Origin of the sequence: Nocardia bovistercoris, assembly GCF_015674855.1 — a bacterium.
Lineage (GTDB): Bacteria > Actinomycetota > Actinomycetes > Mycobacteriales > Mycobacteriaceae > Nocardia > Nocardia bovistercoris.
In genome coordinates this window covers 88805-107412 of the sequence record NZ_JADMLG010000020.1, presented here as the reverse complement: position 1 = coordinate 107412, position 18608 = coordinate 88805, and the positions used below count along the sequence as shown (strand labels likewise).

General features: G+C 70.3%; 13 protein-coding genes. 6 read left to right on the top strand and 7 right to left on the bottom strand.

Translation table 11 applies throughout. From position 1 onward, the window contains the following. The first annotated feature begins 124 nt into the window (after positions 1-124). The 5 genes from IT779_RS32830 to IT779_RS32810 are packed head-to-tail and all read left to right on the top strand — an operon-like array spanning position 125 to position 8253. On the top strand, positions 125-2845 hold the full coding sequence (locus IT779_RS32830) for a cation-translocating P-type ATPase (protein WP_332839066.1): 2721 nt from the start codon (positions 125-127) through the stop codon (positions 2843-2845). Between the two features lie 56 nt (positions 2846-2901). After that, positions 2902-3828 (top strand): ABC transporter ATP-binding protein, encoded by a 927-nt coding sequence (locus IT779_RS32825; protein WP_196153370.1) that lies wholly within the window; start codon positions 2902-2904, stop codon positions 3826-3828. Continuing rightward, positions 3825-5432 (top strand): ABC transporter permease, encoded by a 1608-nt coding sequence (locus IT779_RS32820; protein ID WP_196153369.1) that lies wholly within the window; start codon positions 3825-3827, stop codon positions 5430-5432. Before IT779_RS32825 ends, IT779_RS32820 begins: the two co-directional genes overlap by 4 nt. A gap of 34 nt (positions 5433-5466) precedes the next feature. After that, positions 5467-7788 (top strand): heavy metal translocating P-type ATPase, encoded by a 2322-nt coding sequence (locus tag IT779_RS32815; RefSeq protein ID WP_332839065.1) that lies wholly within the window; start codon positions 5467-5469, stop codon positions 7786-7788. Between the two features lie 57 nt (positions 7789-7845). Next, entirely contained in the window at positions 7846-8253 is a 408-nt protein-coding gene (locus IT779_RS32810) for a DUF302 domain-containing protein (RefSeq protein WP_196153367.1), read from the top strand. Between the two features lie 32 nt (positions 8254-8285). Here IT779_RS32810 and ppsA read toward each other — a convergent pair whose 3' ends face one another. Together ppsA and IT779_RS32800 are read right to left on the bottom strand one after the other, a co-directional pair. Continuing rightward, positions 8286-10568, bottom strand: coding sequence for a phosphoenolpyruvate synthase (ppsA, locus tag IT779_RS32805; RefSeq protein WP_196153366.1), 2283 nt, complete (start codon positions 10566-10568; stop codon positions 8286-8288). 117 nt (positions 10569-10685) lie between these two features. Beyond that, on the bottom strand, positions 10686-10955 hold the full coding sequence (locus tag IT779_RS32800; protein WP_196153365.1) for a metal-sensitive transcriptional regulator: 270 nt from the start codon (positions 10953-10955) through the stop codon (positions 10686-10688). A 247-nt stretch (positions 10956-11202) separates the two neighbouring features. Here IT779_RS32800 and IT779_RS32795 point away from each other — a divergent pair, with 247 nt between their 5' ends. After that, the gene (locus IT779_RS32795) at positions 11203-11826 is read left to right on the top strand and encodes a mycothiol-dependent nitroreductase Rv2466c family protein (protein ID WP_196153364.1); all 624 of its coding nucleotides are present in this window, start codon (positions 11203-11205) and stop codon (positions 11824-11826) included. A 57-nt stretch (positions 11827-11883) separates the two neighbouring features. Here IT779_RS32795 and IT779_RS32790 read toward each other — a convergent pair whose 3' ends face one another. From IT779_RS32790 to IT779_RS38960, 5 genes are all read right to left on the bottom strand, one after another. Continuing rightward, on the bottom strand, positions 11884-13911 hold the full coding sequence (locus tag IT779_RS32790; RefSeq protein WP_196153363.1) for an erythromycin esterase family protein: 2028 nt from the start codon (positions 13909-13911) through the stop codon (positions 11884-11886). A 35-nt stretch (positions 13912-13946) separates the two neighbouring features. After that, positions 13947-14615 (bottom strand): DUF2267 domain-containing protein, encoded by a 669-nt coding sequence (locus tag IT779_RS32785; RefSeq protein WP_196153362.1) that lies wholly within the window; start codon positions 14613-14615, stop codon positions 13947-13949. A 140-nt stretch (positions 14616-14755) separates the two neighbouring features. Continuing rightward, the gene (locus IT779_RS32780; protein ID WP_196153361.1) at positions 14756-15199 is read right to left on the bottom strand and encodes a CBS domain-containing protein; all 444 of its coding nucleotides are present in this window, start codon (positions 15197-15199) and stop codon (positions 14756-14758) included. 116 nt (positions 15200-15315) lie between these two features. Beyond that, positions 15316-17715 (bottom strand): lysylphosphatidylglycerol synthase domain-containing protein, encoded by a 2400-nt coding sequence (locus tag IT779_RS32775; protein ID WP_196153360.1) that lies wholly within the window; start codon positions 17713-17715, stop codon positions 15316-15318. Then, positions 17712-18383: a phosphatase PAP2 family protein gene (locus IT779_RS38960; protein WP_196153359.1), complete on the bottom strand. Its 672-nt coding sequence runs from the start codon at positions 18381-18383 to the stop codon at positions 17712-17714. The genes IT779_RS32775 and IT779_RS38960 overlap by 4 nt, the downstream gene beginning before the upstream one ends. Positions 18384-18608 lie beyond the last annotated feature (225 nt).

The window sequence follows — 18608 nt, the reverse complement described above, 5'->3', positions numbered from 1 at the left end:
GCCGGTGACTTTGGTCCTCGTGGACGTTTCGGCACGCGCCGGTGGGCGTTTCGGGACGTCCGCACACCGTTTCGAGGACTTCCGTAGGCAGCGATCACCCCGGTGGGTGGCCGACTCTCGAAGGGTGAGTCGCGAACACGCCGCCGTCGAATCCGAGCAGCGCCGGGTCGACCCGAGGGAACCCGCCACGGCGCTCATGCGAGACCTGCGCACCGCCCCGGAGGGACTGTCCGGGCGTGAGGCGGCACGGCGGCTGCAACTGTACGGCCGCAACGAGCTACCGCAGCGCTCCGAACACCACTGGTGGATCGCGTTGGGCAGGCAATTCGTCCACCCGCTCGCCTTGCTGCTGTGGTTGGCCGCCGGGCTGGCATTCGTCTCCGGGGCCGCGCCGTTGGGCGTCGCGGTGATCGTGGTCGTGATCCTCAACGCGGTGCTGGCCTTCTGGCAGGAGAGCCAGGCCGAGCACGCGGTGGCGGCGTTGGGCCGGTTCCTGCCGCAGCGGGTGACGGTGGTCAGGGACGGTCGGCGGATGCCGATCGCCGTGCCCGAGGTCGTCCGCGGGGATGTGCTGGTCATCGAGGAGGGGGAGCGGATACCGGCGGACGCGCGCTTGCTCGACGGGACGGTGCAGGTGGACATGTCCGCGCTGACCGGGGAATCGAATCCGGTGACCCGCGGTGCGGCGACCACCGACAGCGCCGACCGTGCCGTCGACTCGCCGGTGTTGGTGTTCAGCGGCACGCTGTGTACCGCCGGGGCGGGCCGCGCCGTCGTGCACGGTACCGGCGTGCACACCGAACTCGGCCGCATCGCGGCGCTGTCGCAACGGGTCCGCCAGGAGCCGAGCCCGCTGGAACGCCAGATCCGGCGAGTGGCGTGGTTGATCGCGGCGGTGGCGGTCGCGGTCGGCGCCGCCTTCCTGCCGCTGGGACTCGTCGCGGGCTTGTCGTTGTCGGCGGCGTTCCTCTTCGCCATCGGCCTTTTGGTGGCCAATGTGCCCGAGGGACTGCTGCCGACGATCACCCTCGCGCTGGCCGCCGGGGTGCGGTCGATGGCGCGACGCGGCGCGGTCGTTCGGCGATTGTCGGCGGTCGAGACCCTCGGTTCGACCACCGTGATCTGCACCGACAAGACCGGCACGCTGACAGCCGACGACATGCGGGTGGTCACGGCGACCTCGACCGATCCGGCGGTGGCGCGCGCCTTGGCCCTGTGTTCGAGCGCGGACCTCGGGGAGCAGGCGTCCGGCGATCCGATGGAGATCGCTCTGCTTCGATACGCGGACTCGCTCGGTGTCACGGTCACCACCGCGCAGCGCGACGAGGGCCGCCGCGCGCTGTACCCGTTCGATCCGCAGGTGCGGATGATGTCGACGATGGACGACGGCGACCACGGCCTGGCCGTGCACGTCAAAGGGGCGCCGGAGGCGGTGCTGCCGCTGTGCGTCACGGCACCGGCCGATACCGCGGCGCTGGAGCGGGCCCGCGGTCAGGTCGAAGCGTTGGCCGACAGGGGGTTGCGGGTACTGGCCGTCGCGCGCCGCGACTGGGTGGGAGCCGCGCCCGACGATCGGCGCGCGGTCGAGACCGACCTCACCTTCCTCGGTCTGGTCGCGTTGCTCGATCCGCCCCGCGCCGAGGTCGCCGATGCGGTGGCGGCTGTGCACCGCGCGGGGATCCGGGTTCACGTCATCAGCGGAGACAACGGCCGGACCACCGCCGAAATCGCCCGGCAGGTCGGAATCGGCGCGGATCGCGTGCTCGACGGCGCGGCGATCGAGGCGCTCTCCGACGAGGGGCTCGACGAATTGCTCGCCCAGCCGGGCGAGATCGTGTTCGCCCGCGCGACACCGGAGGTCAAGCTGCGGATCGCCGACGCGTTGCGCGTCAACGGCGAGGTCGTCGCGATGACCGGTGACGGCGTGAACGACGCCCCGGCGCTGCGGCGCGCCGATATCGGCGTCGCGATGGGACGCGGCGGCACCGATGTGGCGCGCGAAGCCGCGACGCTCGTGCTGACCGACGACAACTTCGCCACCATCGCCGCCGGCATCGAGGAAGGCCGCCGGGTATTCGACAACGTCCGCAAGTTCGTGCTCTACATCTTCGCCCACGCGGTGCCCGAAGTCGTGCCGTTCCTGCTGTTCGCGCTGTCCGGCGGCGCGATTCCGCTGCCGCTGACGGTTTTGCAGATCCTCGCCATCGACCTGGGCACGGAGACCCTGCCCGCGCTCGCTCTCGGGCGCGAGACCGCCGAACCGGGAGTGATGGACAAACCGCCTCGGCCACGCTCCGAGGGCGTCATCACGCGCCGGATGCTGTTGCGAGCGTGGGGGATTCTGGGCGTCGTGTCGGCCGTCCTGGTCACGGGCGCGTACTTCGTCGTCCTGTTGTCGGCGGGCTGGCGTCCCGGCGCCGACGTCGACGCCGGTTCCGCTCTGCATCACACCTACCTCCAGGCCACCACGGTCACCTTTCTTGGCATCGTGTCCTGCCAGCTCGGTACGGCCTTCGCCGCCCGCACCGAATACGCGTCGCTGCGCTCGATCGGATTCTGGTCCAACCGCCTGCTGCTCGGCGGCTGCCTCTTCGAGATCGTCTTCGCGTCGGCGCTGGTCTACGCGCCCCCGTTGCAGACCGTATTCGGCACCGCCGCGCTGCCCGCGTGGATGGTGGCGTCGGTGCTCCCGTTTCCGGTGATCGTGTGGGGCGTCGACGAGTGGTCGCGTGCGAGGCGACGGCGACGTCGGGTCCGTACGTCCGCGGGCACGGAGGTGCTCGCGGACGAGGTCTCCGGACCCGTCATCGTAGGACGATCGGCCCTGACCGACTCGCCGTCGTGAATCGACACTGGACTCGGCCGGGTTCTCACTCGGCCGAGTGACGAAGGGAATCCGATATGGATGCCGCATCCGCCATCGATGAGACCTGCGCCATCTCGATCGTGGGATTGACGAAGTCCTTCGGCCGTGTGCGAGCCCTGGACGGGATGGATCTGTCGGTGCGCACCGGGGAAGTCCACGGGTTTCTCGGGCCGAACGGCTCCGGGAAGACCACCACGATCCGTGTGCTGCTCGGCTTGTTGCGTGCGGACTCCGGAACCGTGCGGTTGCTGGGCGGCGACCCGTGGCGCGATGCCGTGGCCATGCACGGCCGCCTCGCCTACGTGCCCGGCGAGGTCACCCTCTGGCCGGGTGTCACCGGCGGCGAGGTCATCGATCTGATGGGCAGACTGCACGGCGGTGTCGATCGGCGTAGGCGCGCCGAACTTCTCGAGCGTTTCGATCTGGACCCGCACAAGCGAGCGCGCGCGTATTCGAAGGGAAACCGCCAGAAGGTGGCGCTGGTGGCCGCGTTGGCCTCCGATGCCGAACTGTTGCTGCTCGACGAACCGACGGTGGGGCTCGATCCATTGATGGAGGCCGAATTCCAGAAGTGCGTCCGGGAGGCGACCGCGCGCGGCGCGACGGTGCTGTTGTCGAGCCATATCCTGGCCGAGGTCGAGGCGCTGTGCGATCGGGTCAGCATCATTCGGCACGGCCGCACCGTGGAGAGCGGGACATTGACGCAATTGCGGCACCTCACCCGCACCGTGGTGACCGTCGAGACCGAACGTCCACCGGTCGGACTGGAAAGCCTTGCCGGAGTGCATGATCCGATATTCGAGGGCAATCGGGCCAGGTTCGCCGTCGACAACGACCGTCTGGACGCGGTGCTGCGGGTGCTGCTCGACTCCGGTGTGCGTGGCCTGACCAGCACACCTCCGACGCTGGAGGACATCTTCCTGCGCCACTACGGAGCCGAGCCGGTGGAGGCGTCGCGATGACCACGTCGGCGCGCGCGGTGGGCAGTGCGAGCGGTGCGGGCGCGTTGGTGGTGTTCGCGCTGCGCCGAGAACGGTTCGCGTTGCCGTGTTGGCTGGTGGGCGCGGGCGCGTTGTTCGCGATGCAATCGGTGAGCAGCCAACGTCTCTACGACAGTCCGGCCGCGCTGGCCGGGTTGCGCGAGATGATGGGCGCCAGCGCCGCCGCGGTCGCGCTGGGCGGGCCGATCCGATCGCTGGACACGATCGGCGGCGAGGTGCTGTTCGAGGTCTTCGCCTACATGGGGATCGTGGTCGCGCTGATGAACATGTTTCTGATCGGCCGCCACACCCGCTCCGACGAGGAAGCCGGACGCGACGAGCTGATCCGCTCGGCGCGGGTCGGGCGCCGCGCACCCGCGGTCGCGGCACTCGGGGTCGCGCTGATCGCCGACGCCTGCGTCGCCGCGGTGGTGGCCTGCGTCGGGATCGCGACCGGCCTTCCGATCGCGGGTTCGATACTCACCGGTGTCGCGGTCGCGGGCATCGGATCCAGTTTCGCCGCGCTGACCACGGTGGCCGCGCAGGTGTTCGAGAATCCGCGCGGCGTCTACGCGGCGGTGAGTTCGGCGCTGGTGGCCGCGTATGTACTGCGCGCGATCGGTGACGTCGGCGACGGTACGGCGTCGTGGCTGTCGCCGTTCGGATGGGGCCAGCGCACCTATCCTTACGTCGCGGACCGATGGTGGCCGGTGCTGCTGTTCGTCGCCGCGAGTGTCGCGCTCACGGCGGTGGCCTTCGTCCTGCTCGAGCGACGGGACTTCGGCGCGGGACTGCTGCCCTACCGCGCCGGACCCGCCACGGCGTCGTGGACTTTCTCCGGGCCGACGGGGCTGGCGTGGCGACTGCAGCGCGGGTCCTGGCTCGCCTGGTGTGTCGGGGTCTTCGGCCTCGGCGCGGCCTATGGCTCCTTCGCCGACAGTATCGCCGACTATCTGGCGGACAATCCCGACGTCGCCGCGTTCCTGCCGGGCGGCGCGGCCGACGCGGTCGATTCCTACCTGGCGCTGACGGTGTCGATGACCAGCCTGCTCGCGACGGCGTTCGGGATCATCGCGGTCCTGCGTGCGCGCGCCGAAGAGTCGGCCGGGCACGCCGAGTTCGTCCTGGCCTCCCGATTGAGCCGCACCCGGTGGTTGCTCGCGCACGCGAGCGTGGCGGCGGCCGGTGCGGCGGCGGTCGCCGTCGCGGGCGGTTTCGGCATCGGACTGGCTTACGCGCTGACCGTGCGGACGGCGAGCGAGGCCGTCCGCGTGACGTTCGCCGCCGTCGCCTACTGGCCCGCGATCTGGGTGGTGGTCGCGATCGCGCTGCTCGCCTTCGGCTCGCGCCCGCGGTGGTCGGCGGTGGCGGCTTGGCTCGGATTCGCCTACTGCGCCGTCGCGTTGCTCTTCGCCGAGTCCTTCGACCTGCCGGGCTGGTTCCCCGACGCCTCGCCGTTCGAGCACACACCGCGGGTGCCGCTCGAGCCCGCCGCGCTCGCGCCGTTGCTGTGGCTCTCGGCCCTCGCCGCAGCCCTGGCCGTGGCGGGTCTCGCGGCGTTTCGCCGCCGTGACATCGAGCCGTGAGCGGGTCGCGTGTCGTGAAGGAAGGAACGAGATGGTGAGCGAACAACGATCCAGTACCCCGGATCGCGGTCTGAGGCCGATGATCGCCCTGACAGCGGCACTCGCTGTTCTCGTGCTGACCGGTGCGGCGGTCCGTCCGGTCGCCGCGCAGGCTTGCGGCGCGCTGTGGGCGACGGCGACGGTGGTGATGATCGTTCCGGCGGTGTGGTGGGTGCTGCGCGATCTGCGCGCGGGCCGCTACGGGGCTGACCTGCTGGCGGTGATCGCCATGGTCGGCGCGCTGGCGGTCGGCGAATTCCTCGCGGGCGCGCTGGTCGCCCTGATGGTGGCGACCGGACGGACGCTGGAAGCGTACGCGGACAGGCGCGCCGGACGCGACCTGACCGGACTGCTGCGTCGCGCCCCCGCCAGCGCGCATCGGCGCGGCGCCGCCGGGCTGGAGACCGTGGCCGTGGACTCGATCGCGCCGGGCGAGGTCGTGGTGGTGATGTCCGGGGAGACCGTCCCGGTGGACGGTGTGCTCGAGACTGCGGGAGTCTTCGACGAGTCCGCGTTGACGGGCGAGTCGGTGCCGGTCACCCGCCGAGTGGGTGGCGAGGTGCGCAGCGGCGTCGTGAACGTCGGTGCGGCCGCCGATATCCGCGCCCGTGCCACGGTGGCCGACAGTACCTACGCGGGCATCGTGACCCTGGCACGCCAAGCCGCCGCGGTCAGCGCCCCGGTGGCTCGGCTGGCCGACCGGGTCGCGGCCTGGTTCCTGCCCCTCGCCGTCGTGGTGGCGGTGCTCGCCTGGATCGCCTCCGGCGATCCGGTGCGGGCGGTCGCCGTGATCGTCACCGCGACACCGTGCCCGCTGCTGCTGGCCGTTCCGGTGGCGATCACCGCCGGAATGTCGCGCAGCGCCCGCTGCGGCGTGGTCGTCAAGGGCGGCGCCGCGCTGGAGACCCTCGGGCGCGCACGGTGTCTGGCGATGGACAAGACCGGCACCGTCACCCTCGGCAGGCCCGAGGTGGTCGAGGTGATCACCGCTCCCGGCGTCGATGCCGATCGGGTATTGCGGCAGGCGGCGGCGATCGAACAGTATTCCCCGCACGTCCTGGCGCGCGCCGTCACCGTCGCCGCCGACCGCCGCGGGCTCGACCGCCCGGTCGCGGACGCGGTGTCGGAGGAGCCGGGACAGGGTGCGACGGGAGACGTCGACGGCCGTCGCGTCCGGGTGGGGCGGCTGCCCGAGGATGTGGCCGCACGGGAGTGGGTGGACTGGGTGATGCGCCGGGCCCGCTTGGATCTGGCGGGCGTCATCTGGGTCTCGATCGACGATGTCCCGCAAGCCGCTCTGCTGGTGCGTGATCCGCTGCGCGCGGACGCGGCCCGCACCATGCGGCGCCTGCGGGCCGCGGGGCTGCGCCGGTTGATCCTGCTGACCGGTGACCGCATCGACAATGCCGTCGCGGTCGCGAACATGCTCGGTCTCACCGAGGTGATCGCCGACGCGGATCCGAGTGACAAGATCGCCGCCATCCGCGCCGAGCGCCGCGACGGGGTGACCGTGATGGTCGGTGACGGGGTGAACGACGCACCCGCTCTGGCCGCCGCCGACGTGGGCGTCGCACTGGGTTCGCGCGGTTCGACCGCGGCGGTCCAGGCCGCGGACGCGGTGATCGTGGACGATCGCATCGATCGGCTCGCCGACGCCGTGGAGATCGCGCAGCGCGCTCGCGCGATCGCCGTGCAGAGCGCGGTGGCGGGTATGGCCCTGTCACTGCTCGCGATGATCGCCGCCGCCTTCGGATTGCTGCCACCTGCGCCGGGTGCGCTGGTCCAGGAGGGGATCGATGTCGTCGTGATCCTGAACGCGCTGCGCGCCATGAGAATCGGGGCGAGTCGGCGCGGCGCCTCGATCGATCCGCTGATCGCGCGTTTCGCGCGGGAACACGAACGGCTGCACGCCGCTCGTGCGTCGGTCAAGACGGCGGCGGAGTCGCTGGCCCACGGACCGGGACCCGAGGTCGACACGGCGGTGCGTCGCGCGCTCGAACTGCTGACCGCGGACGTCCTGCCGCACGAACACGCCGAGGAGACCGAGTTGTACCCGGCGCTGACCGACTATCTGCGCGATCCGGAGGCGATGGTCACGATGAGTCGTGAGCACACCGAGATCCAGCGCCTCGTCGATCGGATCCGCCGCCACCTCGACAGCGCGCCCACCGGTGTTCGCGCCGATCAGATCGAGGATCTGCGAGCGACGCTCTACGGCCTGGACGCGATCCTCACCTTGCATTTCGCCCAGGAGGACGAGGCGTTGTTCACGCTCGCGCGCGACCGGACGGGCAGTCGAGCGAGCTCAGCGCACTGACGCGCAGAATACCCCTAGGGGTATCATGGTACGAGAGATCCGGAAGGGAGAGCAATCATGGACTTGGCACTGTCGACCACCTTGCGCACCGGCTTCGACGAGGCCGTCGAGCGCACCAGAGCGGCACTGGCCGATCAGGGCTTCGGCGTCCTCACCGATATCGACATGCGCGCGACGATGAAGGAGAAGCTCGGCGAGGACATGGAGGAGTACCGCATCCTGGGCGCCTGCAATCCGCCGCTGGCCCATCGCGCCGTCGATGTCGATCGCCGCATCGGGCTGCTGCTGCCCTGCAATGTCGTCGTCCGGCGTGACATCACCGCACCCGACACGGTGGTGGTCGAGGCGATGAACCCGCGCATCATGGTGCAGGTCACCGACGAACCCGCGCTGGTTCCGGTGGCCGAGGACGCCACCGTCCGGTTGAACGCGGCGATACGCGCGCTGGCCGACTCCGACCACTGAGTCGGCCACTTCGCCGGTGTCGACCGCGGCGGTCAGCGACGTTCCGGCCGGTGATCGAGGGCGCGGTCGAGCAGGATGCGGCGTTCGGCCGCGGCGACGGCCCTGCGCGCGGACGGCACAGCGTCGGGAGTGACCGAGATCGAGGTGATGCCGAGCCGAACCAGGAGTTCGGCGAAGTCCGGGCGATTGGAGGGCGCCTGGCCGCACAGTGAGGACGTGATGCCCAGCCTGCGGGCGGTTCCGATGATGCGCGAGATGGCCTCGAGCACGGCCGGATCGGACTCGTCGAACAACTCGGCGCATACTTCGGAGTCGCGATCGACACCAAGGACGAGCTGGGTGAGATCGTTGCTCCCGATGGACACGCCGTCGATGCCGAGACCGACGTATTCGGGCAGCCAATGCACCACCGACGGCACCTCGGCCATCACCCACCGGTGCATACCGCGTTGGCGCCCCAGCGGACTCGCGTCCACGAGTTCCAGGCACGCCTCCAACTCCCAGCGGGTCCGCACGAACGGAATCATCAAGTGCGCGTTCGGGGTTCGTTCCCGAACCCGCGCCAGCGCAGCCAATTCGAGGGCGAAGACCTCCGGTTCGCGCACGTAGCGATAGCAGCCACGGAAGCCGATCATCGGATTTTGTTCCACCGGTTCGTATTCGGCGCCGCCGGTGAGCGCGCGGAACTCGTTGCCGCGCAGATCGGTGGCTCGGTAGATCACCGGGCGCGGAGCGAACGCGGAGGTGATCCGCGACAGGCCCTCGGCCATCCTGTCGATGAATTGCTCCTGTTCACCGCGTGCGATCAGGTCGCGGGGATGGCGTCCCCCGAGCGCCTGGACCAGCAGCGTCTCCGCGCGGAGCAGGCCGACACCGTCGACATCGCCGCCTGCCACCCGCTCGGCCGCTTCGGGCACGGCGAGGTTGACATAGACGCGGGTCGCGGTCGATTCGGCCACGGCCACGGGCGCGGCGATGGTCGTGACCTCGGTGCGCGCGGCGGGTGTCGCGCCCGCGCGGATCTCACCCTTGCCGCCGTCGACGGTGACCACGGCGCCGTCGGTGAGCGCGGTGGTCGCGGTGCGCGCGCCTACCACGCACGGCACGCCGAGTTCACGGGCCACGATGGCCGCGTGACAGGTCATGCCTCCGCTGTCGGTCACCACCGCCGCGGCGCGATTGAGGGTGGGCAACCAGTCCGGGTTGGTCATCGGCGCGACGAGGATCTCACCGTCGCGCAGCGACAAGCCTTCGGTGGGGGAGGCGAGCACGCGCACCGGCCCCGTCGCGCGACCCGGTGCGGCGGCCAGTCCGCGCGCCAGCACCTGGCCCGCGGCGGCGGGTGTGGGCGACGGCTCGTGCAAAGTGGTGATCGGCCGCGCCTGGACCAGCCACACGCCGCCCTGCGCGTCGATGGCCCACTCGACATCCTGCGGGATGCCGCCGTGGTGGCGCTGGACGTCGAGGGCCAGGCGGGCCACCGCGGTGGCCTCCTTCTCGTCGAGCACCGCCGTCGCGGTCTGTTCGGCGCTCAACTCGACCGTGCGATCGCCCTCCGGTCCGTCGGTGATCGCGAAACGCTGACGCCCGAGTCGGGTGTCCAGCAGCGTCGGTCCGGTCGCGTCGAGCAGGTAGGTGTCGGGCTCGGCCGCGCCGGACACCACCACTTCGCCCTGTCCGCGCGCGGCATCGATCACCACGCGGTCGCGGCGGCCCGTCGCGGGATCGGCGGTGAACGCGACACCCGCGGCGCGCGGGGCGACCATGCGCTGGACCACCACCGCCATCACAGGACGTCCGCGCAGGCCCCGGCGCGCGCGATAGGTCACCACTCGGGGACTGAACAACGACGCCCAGCACTCGGCGACAGCGGCGAGCAGCGGCTCGTCACCGCGCACGTTGGTGCGCGAGACGTTCATGCCCGCGAAGGAGGAGGTCGTGCTGTCCTCACCGATGGCCGAGGAGCGCACCGCCACCGCCACCTGGTCGCCCAGCGCGTGGTAAGCGGTGCGCACGGCCGCGCGCACCGTGTCGTCGAGCGCGGTGGCGTGCACGAGTTCGCGCATTCGCGTACACAATTCGGCCACCCGCGCGGTGTCGGCGACGACCTCGAGCGCCTCGGCGTGCAGCCGGTCCAGTTCCGCTCCGTTCGGACCCCGCGACATCACCTGCTCGTAGCAGGCGCGCAGGATCACGAACCCCGGCGGCACCGGCAGCGCCGCGGCCACCAGCTCACCCAGGTTCGCGCCTTTGCCGCCCGCGCGATCCGCGTCGGTGAGCCGCAAGTGTTCGAAGTCGGCCACGTAGTCGCCCATCTCGACTCCCATCGTCGGCGCAGCGTGTGCTGTTCGTCCCTGTCAGGGTCTCGCCGACGCGGCGATGGCACTACGGCCGAAGGACCCGCCCCGGGAGCCGATGGTCCCGAGGGCGGTTCATGCCAGGGCGAGGAACAGTTTCTCCAGCTCGTCCACGGTCATCCGGTCGGCCCCTTCGGCGCTGTCGCCGGTCAGGCATTCGCGCAAGCCGGTGGCCACGATCTTGAATCCGGCGCGGTCCAGCGCACGCGACACCGCGGCCAGTTGGGTGACCACGTCCTTGCAGTCGCGCTGCTGCTCGATCATCGAGATGACCCCCGCCAGCTGGCCGTGCGCGCGGCGCAGCCGATTGAGCACTTCGGTGATCGCGGTGTCGTCGCCGACCATGGTGTCTCTCCTCGCATTCGCGTTCCCGTCGATCAGGATACCCGCCGGGGTATATGCGCGGCGGACGACTCCGAATGCACGACCACCCGCCGAGCCTGGCCTGCGGCCCGCCCCGTGCTGCGGTCGTCGTCGAGATCATCTCGTAGCTCCTCTTATACCCAGGGGGGTATATCATCGTTATCAGAATACCCCCAGGGGTATCTGTCCAACAGGCGAGGTTCTCCGCCCCGCTACAGAGGAGGTTCCGATGACCGAGATCGATCTATACGTGGATCCCGTGTGCCCGTTCGCCTGGGTGACCGCGCGGTGGCTGCTCGACACCGCCGCAACCGACCACGATGTCACGCTGAAGCAGATGAGCCTGGCGGTTCTCAACGACGGACAGTCCGTCGATGCCGGTCACGCGTCGATGCTCGAACGCTCACGCCGGGTCGGACGTGTGTTCGCCGCCGCCGTGGGACGCCACGGCGGCGCGGCATTCATGCCGTTGTATCTCGCACTCGGGACGCGCCTGCATCCGCGCGGCCCACACACCGACGACAACGCGGTGGTCGAGGCCGCGCTCGCCGCCGCGGGGCTCGAACCCGGTCTTGTGGCCGCGTTCGATGACCATGCGCTCGACCCCGCCGTCAGCGCGGCGCACCGGGCGAGTCAAGACGCGGTCGGCGGGCGCGCGGGCAGTCCCGTGATCGTCGTCGACGGCCACGGCTTCTTCGGTCCGGTGCTCACCGCACCGCCGCCTCACGACCGGGCCGACGATCTACTCACTGCCCTGGTCACCGCGGCGACAACACCCGGATTCGCCGCACTGACCCGGCCCTATCAGGGACCGCCCGACTTCACGGCGTGCGGAAGCGCCGATGCGCGGTGAAGCGCGGTGAGCGAATGTGATCGTCCGCCGACCGATCGGCGCCGATCCCCGAAAGCCTCACAGTCCGGAGGGATAGGTCTCGGGTATCGTGCCCGCCACCCATTCGCCGCTCGGCTCCAACGGTTCCAGCGCGGTGGTGCGATCGATGTGGATGAGCGCGTCGAACTGCTCGGCCACCCGCGTATGGAAGTAATGACTCTGTCGTTCGGTACCCGGCCGGTAGATCACTCCGATGGCGCGTTGCAACCGCGGGTGGCGCAGCCGCTCCACCGCGTCGCCGGGACGGTCCATACGCAGCGCGAATTCACCGATCCCGGTGTCGTGCAGCAGTTCCTCCACGCTCGATGGCAACGCCTCGCGCACCGAGCGCCGCAGCGCGGGGCCGCCCCACTCGTCGGCCGCGGTGACGGTGCCCGCGCAGGTGCTGAAACCGATCGACACGCACCGTTCGCCGTATCGTTCACGAACGAGTTGCCCGAGGGTGAGTTGGCCTTGCGCGCGCATTTCGGTCGCCCGCGCGTCACCGACGTGAGAATTGTGCGCCCACACCACGATTCGAGCGCGCTGCTCGCCGTCGCGCTGCCTGCCCGCGTCCAGGTGCTCGCGCAGTGCGTCGAGGGTATCGGCCATGTGACGATCTCGGAGGTTCCAGGAGTCGACCCGGTCGCCGAACATCGTCCGGTAGTACGCCTCGGCGTCACGAACCGAGCACGCGTTGCGCACGGCGTCGAAGTGTCGATCGACCGCGGGGTCGAGCTCGGTGCCGTCGACGGTGGTGCGCTGCAGTTCGACCAGCTGTCGGATCGCTTGCGCCTCACAGGATCTGCCCGCGCCGAAGGCGGCGGCGAACCCGTATGCCTGGCCGTCGTCGCCGGAGGTGTGGTCGAAGCAGCCGTAGCGGATTCTGGCCCGCTGCGCCGCGACGGTGTCGACGGTGTCGAGATAGCCGATCACCTCGGCCATCGAGCGGTGCAGGCTGTAGAGGTCTAGTCCGTAGAAGCCGGTTCGTCGCGATCCGTGCTCGTGCTGTCGGACATTGTGCTCGTGCAACCAGGTCAGGAAATCGCGGACCTCGGTATTGCGCCACATCCACGCGGGAAACCGCTCGAAGCCGCGCAGCGCCTGCTCGGCGGTGGCGTCGCGACCCTGTCCGTGCAGGTACAGGTTCACCCGGTGCGCGTCGGGCCAGTCGGCCTCGGCCGCGACGGCGGTGAATCCCTTCTGCTCGATCAGGAACCGGGTGATCTTCGCGCGGGCGGCGTAGAAATCCGCTGTGCCGTGCGAACTCTCCCCGATCAGCACGACGTCGGCCGCGCCGACGATGTCGGACAGGACGTCGTCGGCGGGCACACCGGCCGGTGCGGGGATGGCCGCGGCGCGGACGATCGCCGCGGCGTCGGTCGGCGGCACCGCGATGCCGGTCGTCGTTGTCGTCATCAGCGTGCGTACCGCGGCGTCGGTGACCTGGGCGAAATCCCAGAACGACTCGCCGACCGCGCGGAAGGGGGACGGTACGGTCGCGCACACCACCTCATCCACCGCCGCGCCCAACTCACGGCAGGTCGATTCCGGTGCGGCGGGAACGGCGACCACGATACGTTCCGGTTCTCCGGCCCGGACGGCATCGACGGCGGCGCGCATACTCGCGCCCGTGGCCGATCCGTCGTCGACGAGAATCACCGTGCGCCCTGCCACCTCGACCGGTCCGCGGCCCGCGCGGTAGGCGCCCTCGCGCCGCCGCAATTCCTCGGCCTCCGCGGTCGCGACGGCGCGTACCTGCTCGGCGGTCAGACGCAGCGCGCGCACCAGGTCGTCGTTGAGCACGATTCGTCCCCCGGACGACAGCGCGCCGATGGCGAACTCCGGATTGCCTGGTGCGCCGAGCTTGCGCACGACGAGGGCGTCCATCGGGGCGTCGAGCGCGGCGGCGACCTCCCACGCCACCGGAATTCCGCCACGCGGCAATCCGAGGATCAGCAGATTCGGTGCGCCTCGGTAGTGTTCGAGCAGTTCGGCGAGCACGCGACCCGCCTCGTGCCGGTCTCGGAAAACGCGATGCGGCGCATCGCCTTTCAGCTCGGTCATCGGAACCTCCGGGATCCGGTCGGATGGTGCGGGCCTCACGCCCGCGCGGCGACACCGATATCGGGAACCAGCCCTTCGCCCAGCAGGATGCGGTGAGCTTGTTGCGCCGCCGCGGCGGCACGAGCGTTGTCGACCCCTTCGGTCGGCAGTTGCTCGAGACCTTGGGCGAGTATCGCGATCGCGTCGCCCAATGCGCGCACACGTTCGTGTAGCGCGGACAGTGTGTCGCCACCCGGGTCCGAGCCGTCGACGCCTGCGGTCGACATCTCGTCCGCGTCGAGTCGCGCGCCGCACAGAACTCCGTACACGCGCATCGGCAGGACGGCGAAGACGCGGTTCATCTGTCCCGGCGAGAACAGGTCGGACAGGACAGCGGTGATCGAGCCCGCGACGAGACCGACTTCCTCGGGGTCGATGCCCGCGGTCCGGGCGAACTGATCGACGAAGCCTGCCAGGCCGTGCCGAACCGGTACGTGGGCCGGTACCCACCCCTCGTAGTAGACCCCGCGCAGGATTTCGGGGAGCTGCGCGCTCAGATGCGCTGAGGCCGCCACGCCGATCCGGTCGCGGACGGTGTGCAACCATGCCCGTAACGCGCGGTTGGCGAAGGCGAGGTCGTCGGTGTCGAGCCCGTCGGCGACGGCTTTCAACCATCGGTGCGCGACCTGTACGGCGGGTGCGTACGGTTCAGTGGAATGCGACATGGTGTCCTCCTCTGTGTCCACCGGGTGCCTGCGACGTCGGTATCCATCAGCCTCCGCCGTCGGGTACGTGCTGCCCAAGGGACGAAAGTTGCGTCGCGCCGGGGCGATGGTCCCGACATCGGAACCTCGGCCGAGGCGTCCTACCCGCTGCGGGCGGGCAGGTCGGCGGCGCACACCGCCCCGACGAATTCACCGACCGTGTTCTCCGACAGATTCCGGGCGATGTCGGCTTCGGTGATGATCCCGACCAGCACGCCGTCCTCGGTCACCGGTAGCCGCCTGATCCGGCGCTGTTCCATGAGAACAAGCGCGTCGTCGATGTCTGTGGCCGCGTCGACGGTATGCAGGTCCTCGCCCCCCTGGGCCAGCTCACCCGCCGTCGTCGTGCTCGGGTCGGCGCCGCGTCCGACCACCCGGACGACGATGTCGCGATCGGTGACGATCCCGACGGGGCGGCCTTCGCCGTCGCAGATCGGCAAGGCGCCGACATCGAATCGGCGCATCTGCTCGGCCGCCACCTTCATGGTGTCCCTGACATTGATGCATTGGACGTCGGATCGCATGATGGTCCGCACAGTGGTCATCTCGAGAGTCCTTTCCGATGGAGAAGTCACTGGGCTCATCATCGGCCCGCTTCGACGCGATCGGCAGGGCAGAAGGTCACAGTGCGCGTCGACCAGTGACCGGGCCCGGCGAGCGCTCACAACAGGTGTCGACGTTCGAGCGACCTGAAGGCGAAGTATCCGATCGCGGCGGGCAACCAGAAGGTGACCAGTCGATACGCCAGGACGCCTGCCACCGCGGGACCGTCCGGCACGCCGCCGACCAGCAGGCCCGCGACGAGGGACGCCTCGACGACGCCGAGCCCCGCCGGTGTCGGACTCGCCGCGCCCAGGGCGGAACCACCCAGGTACACCACGGCCAGCAGGGCCGCGGACGGCGCACCGCCGAAGGCGTGGATCGAGAATCCCAGCGCCGCGATGTAGGCGACGTTCGCCCCGACTTGACCGGTGATCAGCAGTGCCGCGGACCGCGGGGAGCGCAGCACCCGCGTCATGGACCCCGCGGCGCTGCGGACCTCGGCCAACCAGTCGGGGCGGTGGACGAGCAGGGCGACCGCGATGCCGATCACCGTCATCGCCACCACGAATCCGATGAGCAGCACCCAGCCCGAGGGCAGCGCGGAGTCCAGGAATTCGCGCGATCGCCCGAGCCAGATACCGGCTCCGAGCAACTGGAGCAGATGTAGCGTCACGCCGGACGCCGCGATGACCGCCACCGCCGCGACCGAAGTGGCGCGGGGAACGCCCGAACGTTCCAAGTAGCGTTCGTTCACGGCGGTGCCGCCCAGCCCGTAAGGCGCCAGCCGATTGGCGAACGACGTCGCCAACTGCACCGCGACCGTGCGGCCGAGGGCGAGCGGGCGCGGGCTGACCCCGAGCACCGCCACGCCCGCCGCGATATAGGTCAGCGCCGACATCGCGGCCGCGCCGAGCAGCCACTGCCATCGCGCGTCGTCCAAGGCGGCGATCGTGCGTCCCAGCTGACCCACCTGGGGCAGCAGGACATAGGTCGCGAAAACGGTCGCCACGATCCAGGCGAGCGTGCGCCACCGGAATCGCATCATCTCCTCAGGTGGTGACAGCCGGGTGTCGGTCGCCTCGGCCACCGCCCGGCGCACCTCGTCGATCAGGCCGTGGCGGTGCCGAGCGGCGCTGCGGGTGGCCGAGGCGAGCGCCGCGGGCTGTAGCTGCGGTCCCGCGCCGAGCAACGCGTCACGGCCGAGTACTCGCAGCGCCGAGTCCACGCTGCGCCGGGCTCCGACCCGCAGGCTCGTCGATACCAGGAGTTCGGCGACATCGGCGTCGAGACGGTGTTGGGAGGCGCCGGTCTCGGCGAACCCGAAGTCGATGATCCAGGGGTCACCTCGATCATCGAGCAGGACATTGGCCAAGCGCAGATCACGGTGCGCTATCCGGGCCGCGCGCAGCAGCGCGACCTGACACCACACGGCATCGAGCGTGTCGTCGGAAATCGGTTCGGCGACCGATCGGGCCAAGTCGTGGCCGGGTACTCGGGCCTCGGCCAGCCACGCGTCGCCGTTCTCGGCGATGCCCACCGAGATGATCGGTGGTGTGCGCACCCCGACCCGATGGGCCAGCAGGGCGATGAAAGCTTCGTGTTCGGCTTGTTGCTTGGGCGTCGCGAACGGTGACTCGTCCTCCACCTCGCGGAACACCAGGTGCCGGAACAGTTTGAACAGCAGATCCGCATTGCGCTCGTGGTACCCGATCACCTTGACGAAAAGCGAGGCATGCGAACCATTTTCGGTAGTCACGGTGAACGGGCGCGAACCGCGCGCGTCCAAGCGGACCGGAGTGACCTCGACCGGGTGCAGTCCTGCGGCACGTAGCGCCGCGGCCAGAGCAGGCGCTTCACACCGCCGCACCGGGGCTCCCCAGAGCAGGTGCAGCGCGGCCGCGATGGTCCAACCGAGCGCGGCGCCGCCGAAGATGTCGAGGACAAGGTGGGCGCCGACGAAGACGCGGGCGAGGCCGACCGCCGCCGCTGCCGCCCAGGCGACTCGCCGCCACGGCCGCGGCAGCCACGGCGCGGCGGCCGCGGCCAGCGCCGCCGCCACGGCGGCGTGACCGGAGACGAATCCGAGGCCGCCCTGGTGGGTCCGCAGGTTGAGGTCGGTCAACAGCATGTCGGGACGGGCCCTGCCGACGAACGACTTCACCGCCAAGGCCGACAGATAGGCGAGCGTGCCCGCCGCGACGAGATCGCGCGCCATTCGGAACCTGCGCGCGGCCACGGCCGCCAGCGAGAGGGCGACGATCGCGCCGAACGAACCCAGCTGCATGATCACGAACAGCACGGGCATGACCCACGCGGGCAGGTCGTTGATGAGGTGGAACAGGTCCACCTCCAATCGCGGCACTCTCGTATGGCGCGCGATCGCGGTCGACACCGCCAACGCCCCGAGGCCGAGCCCCACGCGCACGATGTCACCGGGATGGCGCTGCATGATGACTCCGCCCGACTTCGATGACGGTGTCTCGGCTACGGCCGCGTTCGGCTCGACATCGACGCTCATGAGCCCGCGCCTCGTGATCCGAACGCGGGAATGCGGTCGAGGACGAGGGTGATCCCCGCGCCGAGCAGGACACCGGCCGCGGCGCCCCCGAGTACGTCCAGCGGCGTGTGCGCACCGAGGTAGATCCGCGCCGAGGCCGCCAGGGTCGCGACGACGAAGGCGACGACACATCCTCGGGTGGGTAGATAGGCGGCCAGCACGGTAGCGATACCGAACAGGATCACGGCGTGTCCGGAGGGAAAGGCATCCCCGGTCGTCGCGACATCGCGCAGCACAGGGTCCGGCATGGAGACAGCGGGGCGCGGACGGTGCACCAACTCCTTGAGCACCTCGCGTTCGAGGATCAGCTTCGCCGGAATCAGCAGCATCGAGGCCGCCGTGAGGCGATATCGGCGAAACAGCAGCGCCACCACGGCCACGACGGCGGGCGCCGCGAGCACGCCGGTTGTCTGGAGCAGCCACATCGGTCCGAAAAGACTGTCGGGCAACGTGTTCATCGCCCGGAAGCCGATGCGGTCGGCAGCGTCGATCGCGCCGGTCGCGGCGGCCCAAGTGGTGGTGACGGTGGCCACCGCCCCCGCGACGAGCAGTGCCGGGGTGATGGTCGACCGTGGGGCGATACGGCCTCGCGGATCCGGGATGGTATCGCCGCGGCGATTCGGGAACACGGCACTTCACTCCTACCGGCGCGCCTCACTCGCCCGCAGATGAGGTTCTGCCGGGTCTTCGCCTCACGTTAAGGACTCCGAGCGTATGCCCGCGGCCGGCTTTGGTCCTCGAACCGGGGGCCGATCGACCCCAGGTCGCCACGGCACGTCACCCCGCGCACCCGACGGTGTCGACACTCGGGACAGCGGTCCTTCGATCCGGTGACTTACGCCCCCTGCTGTCCC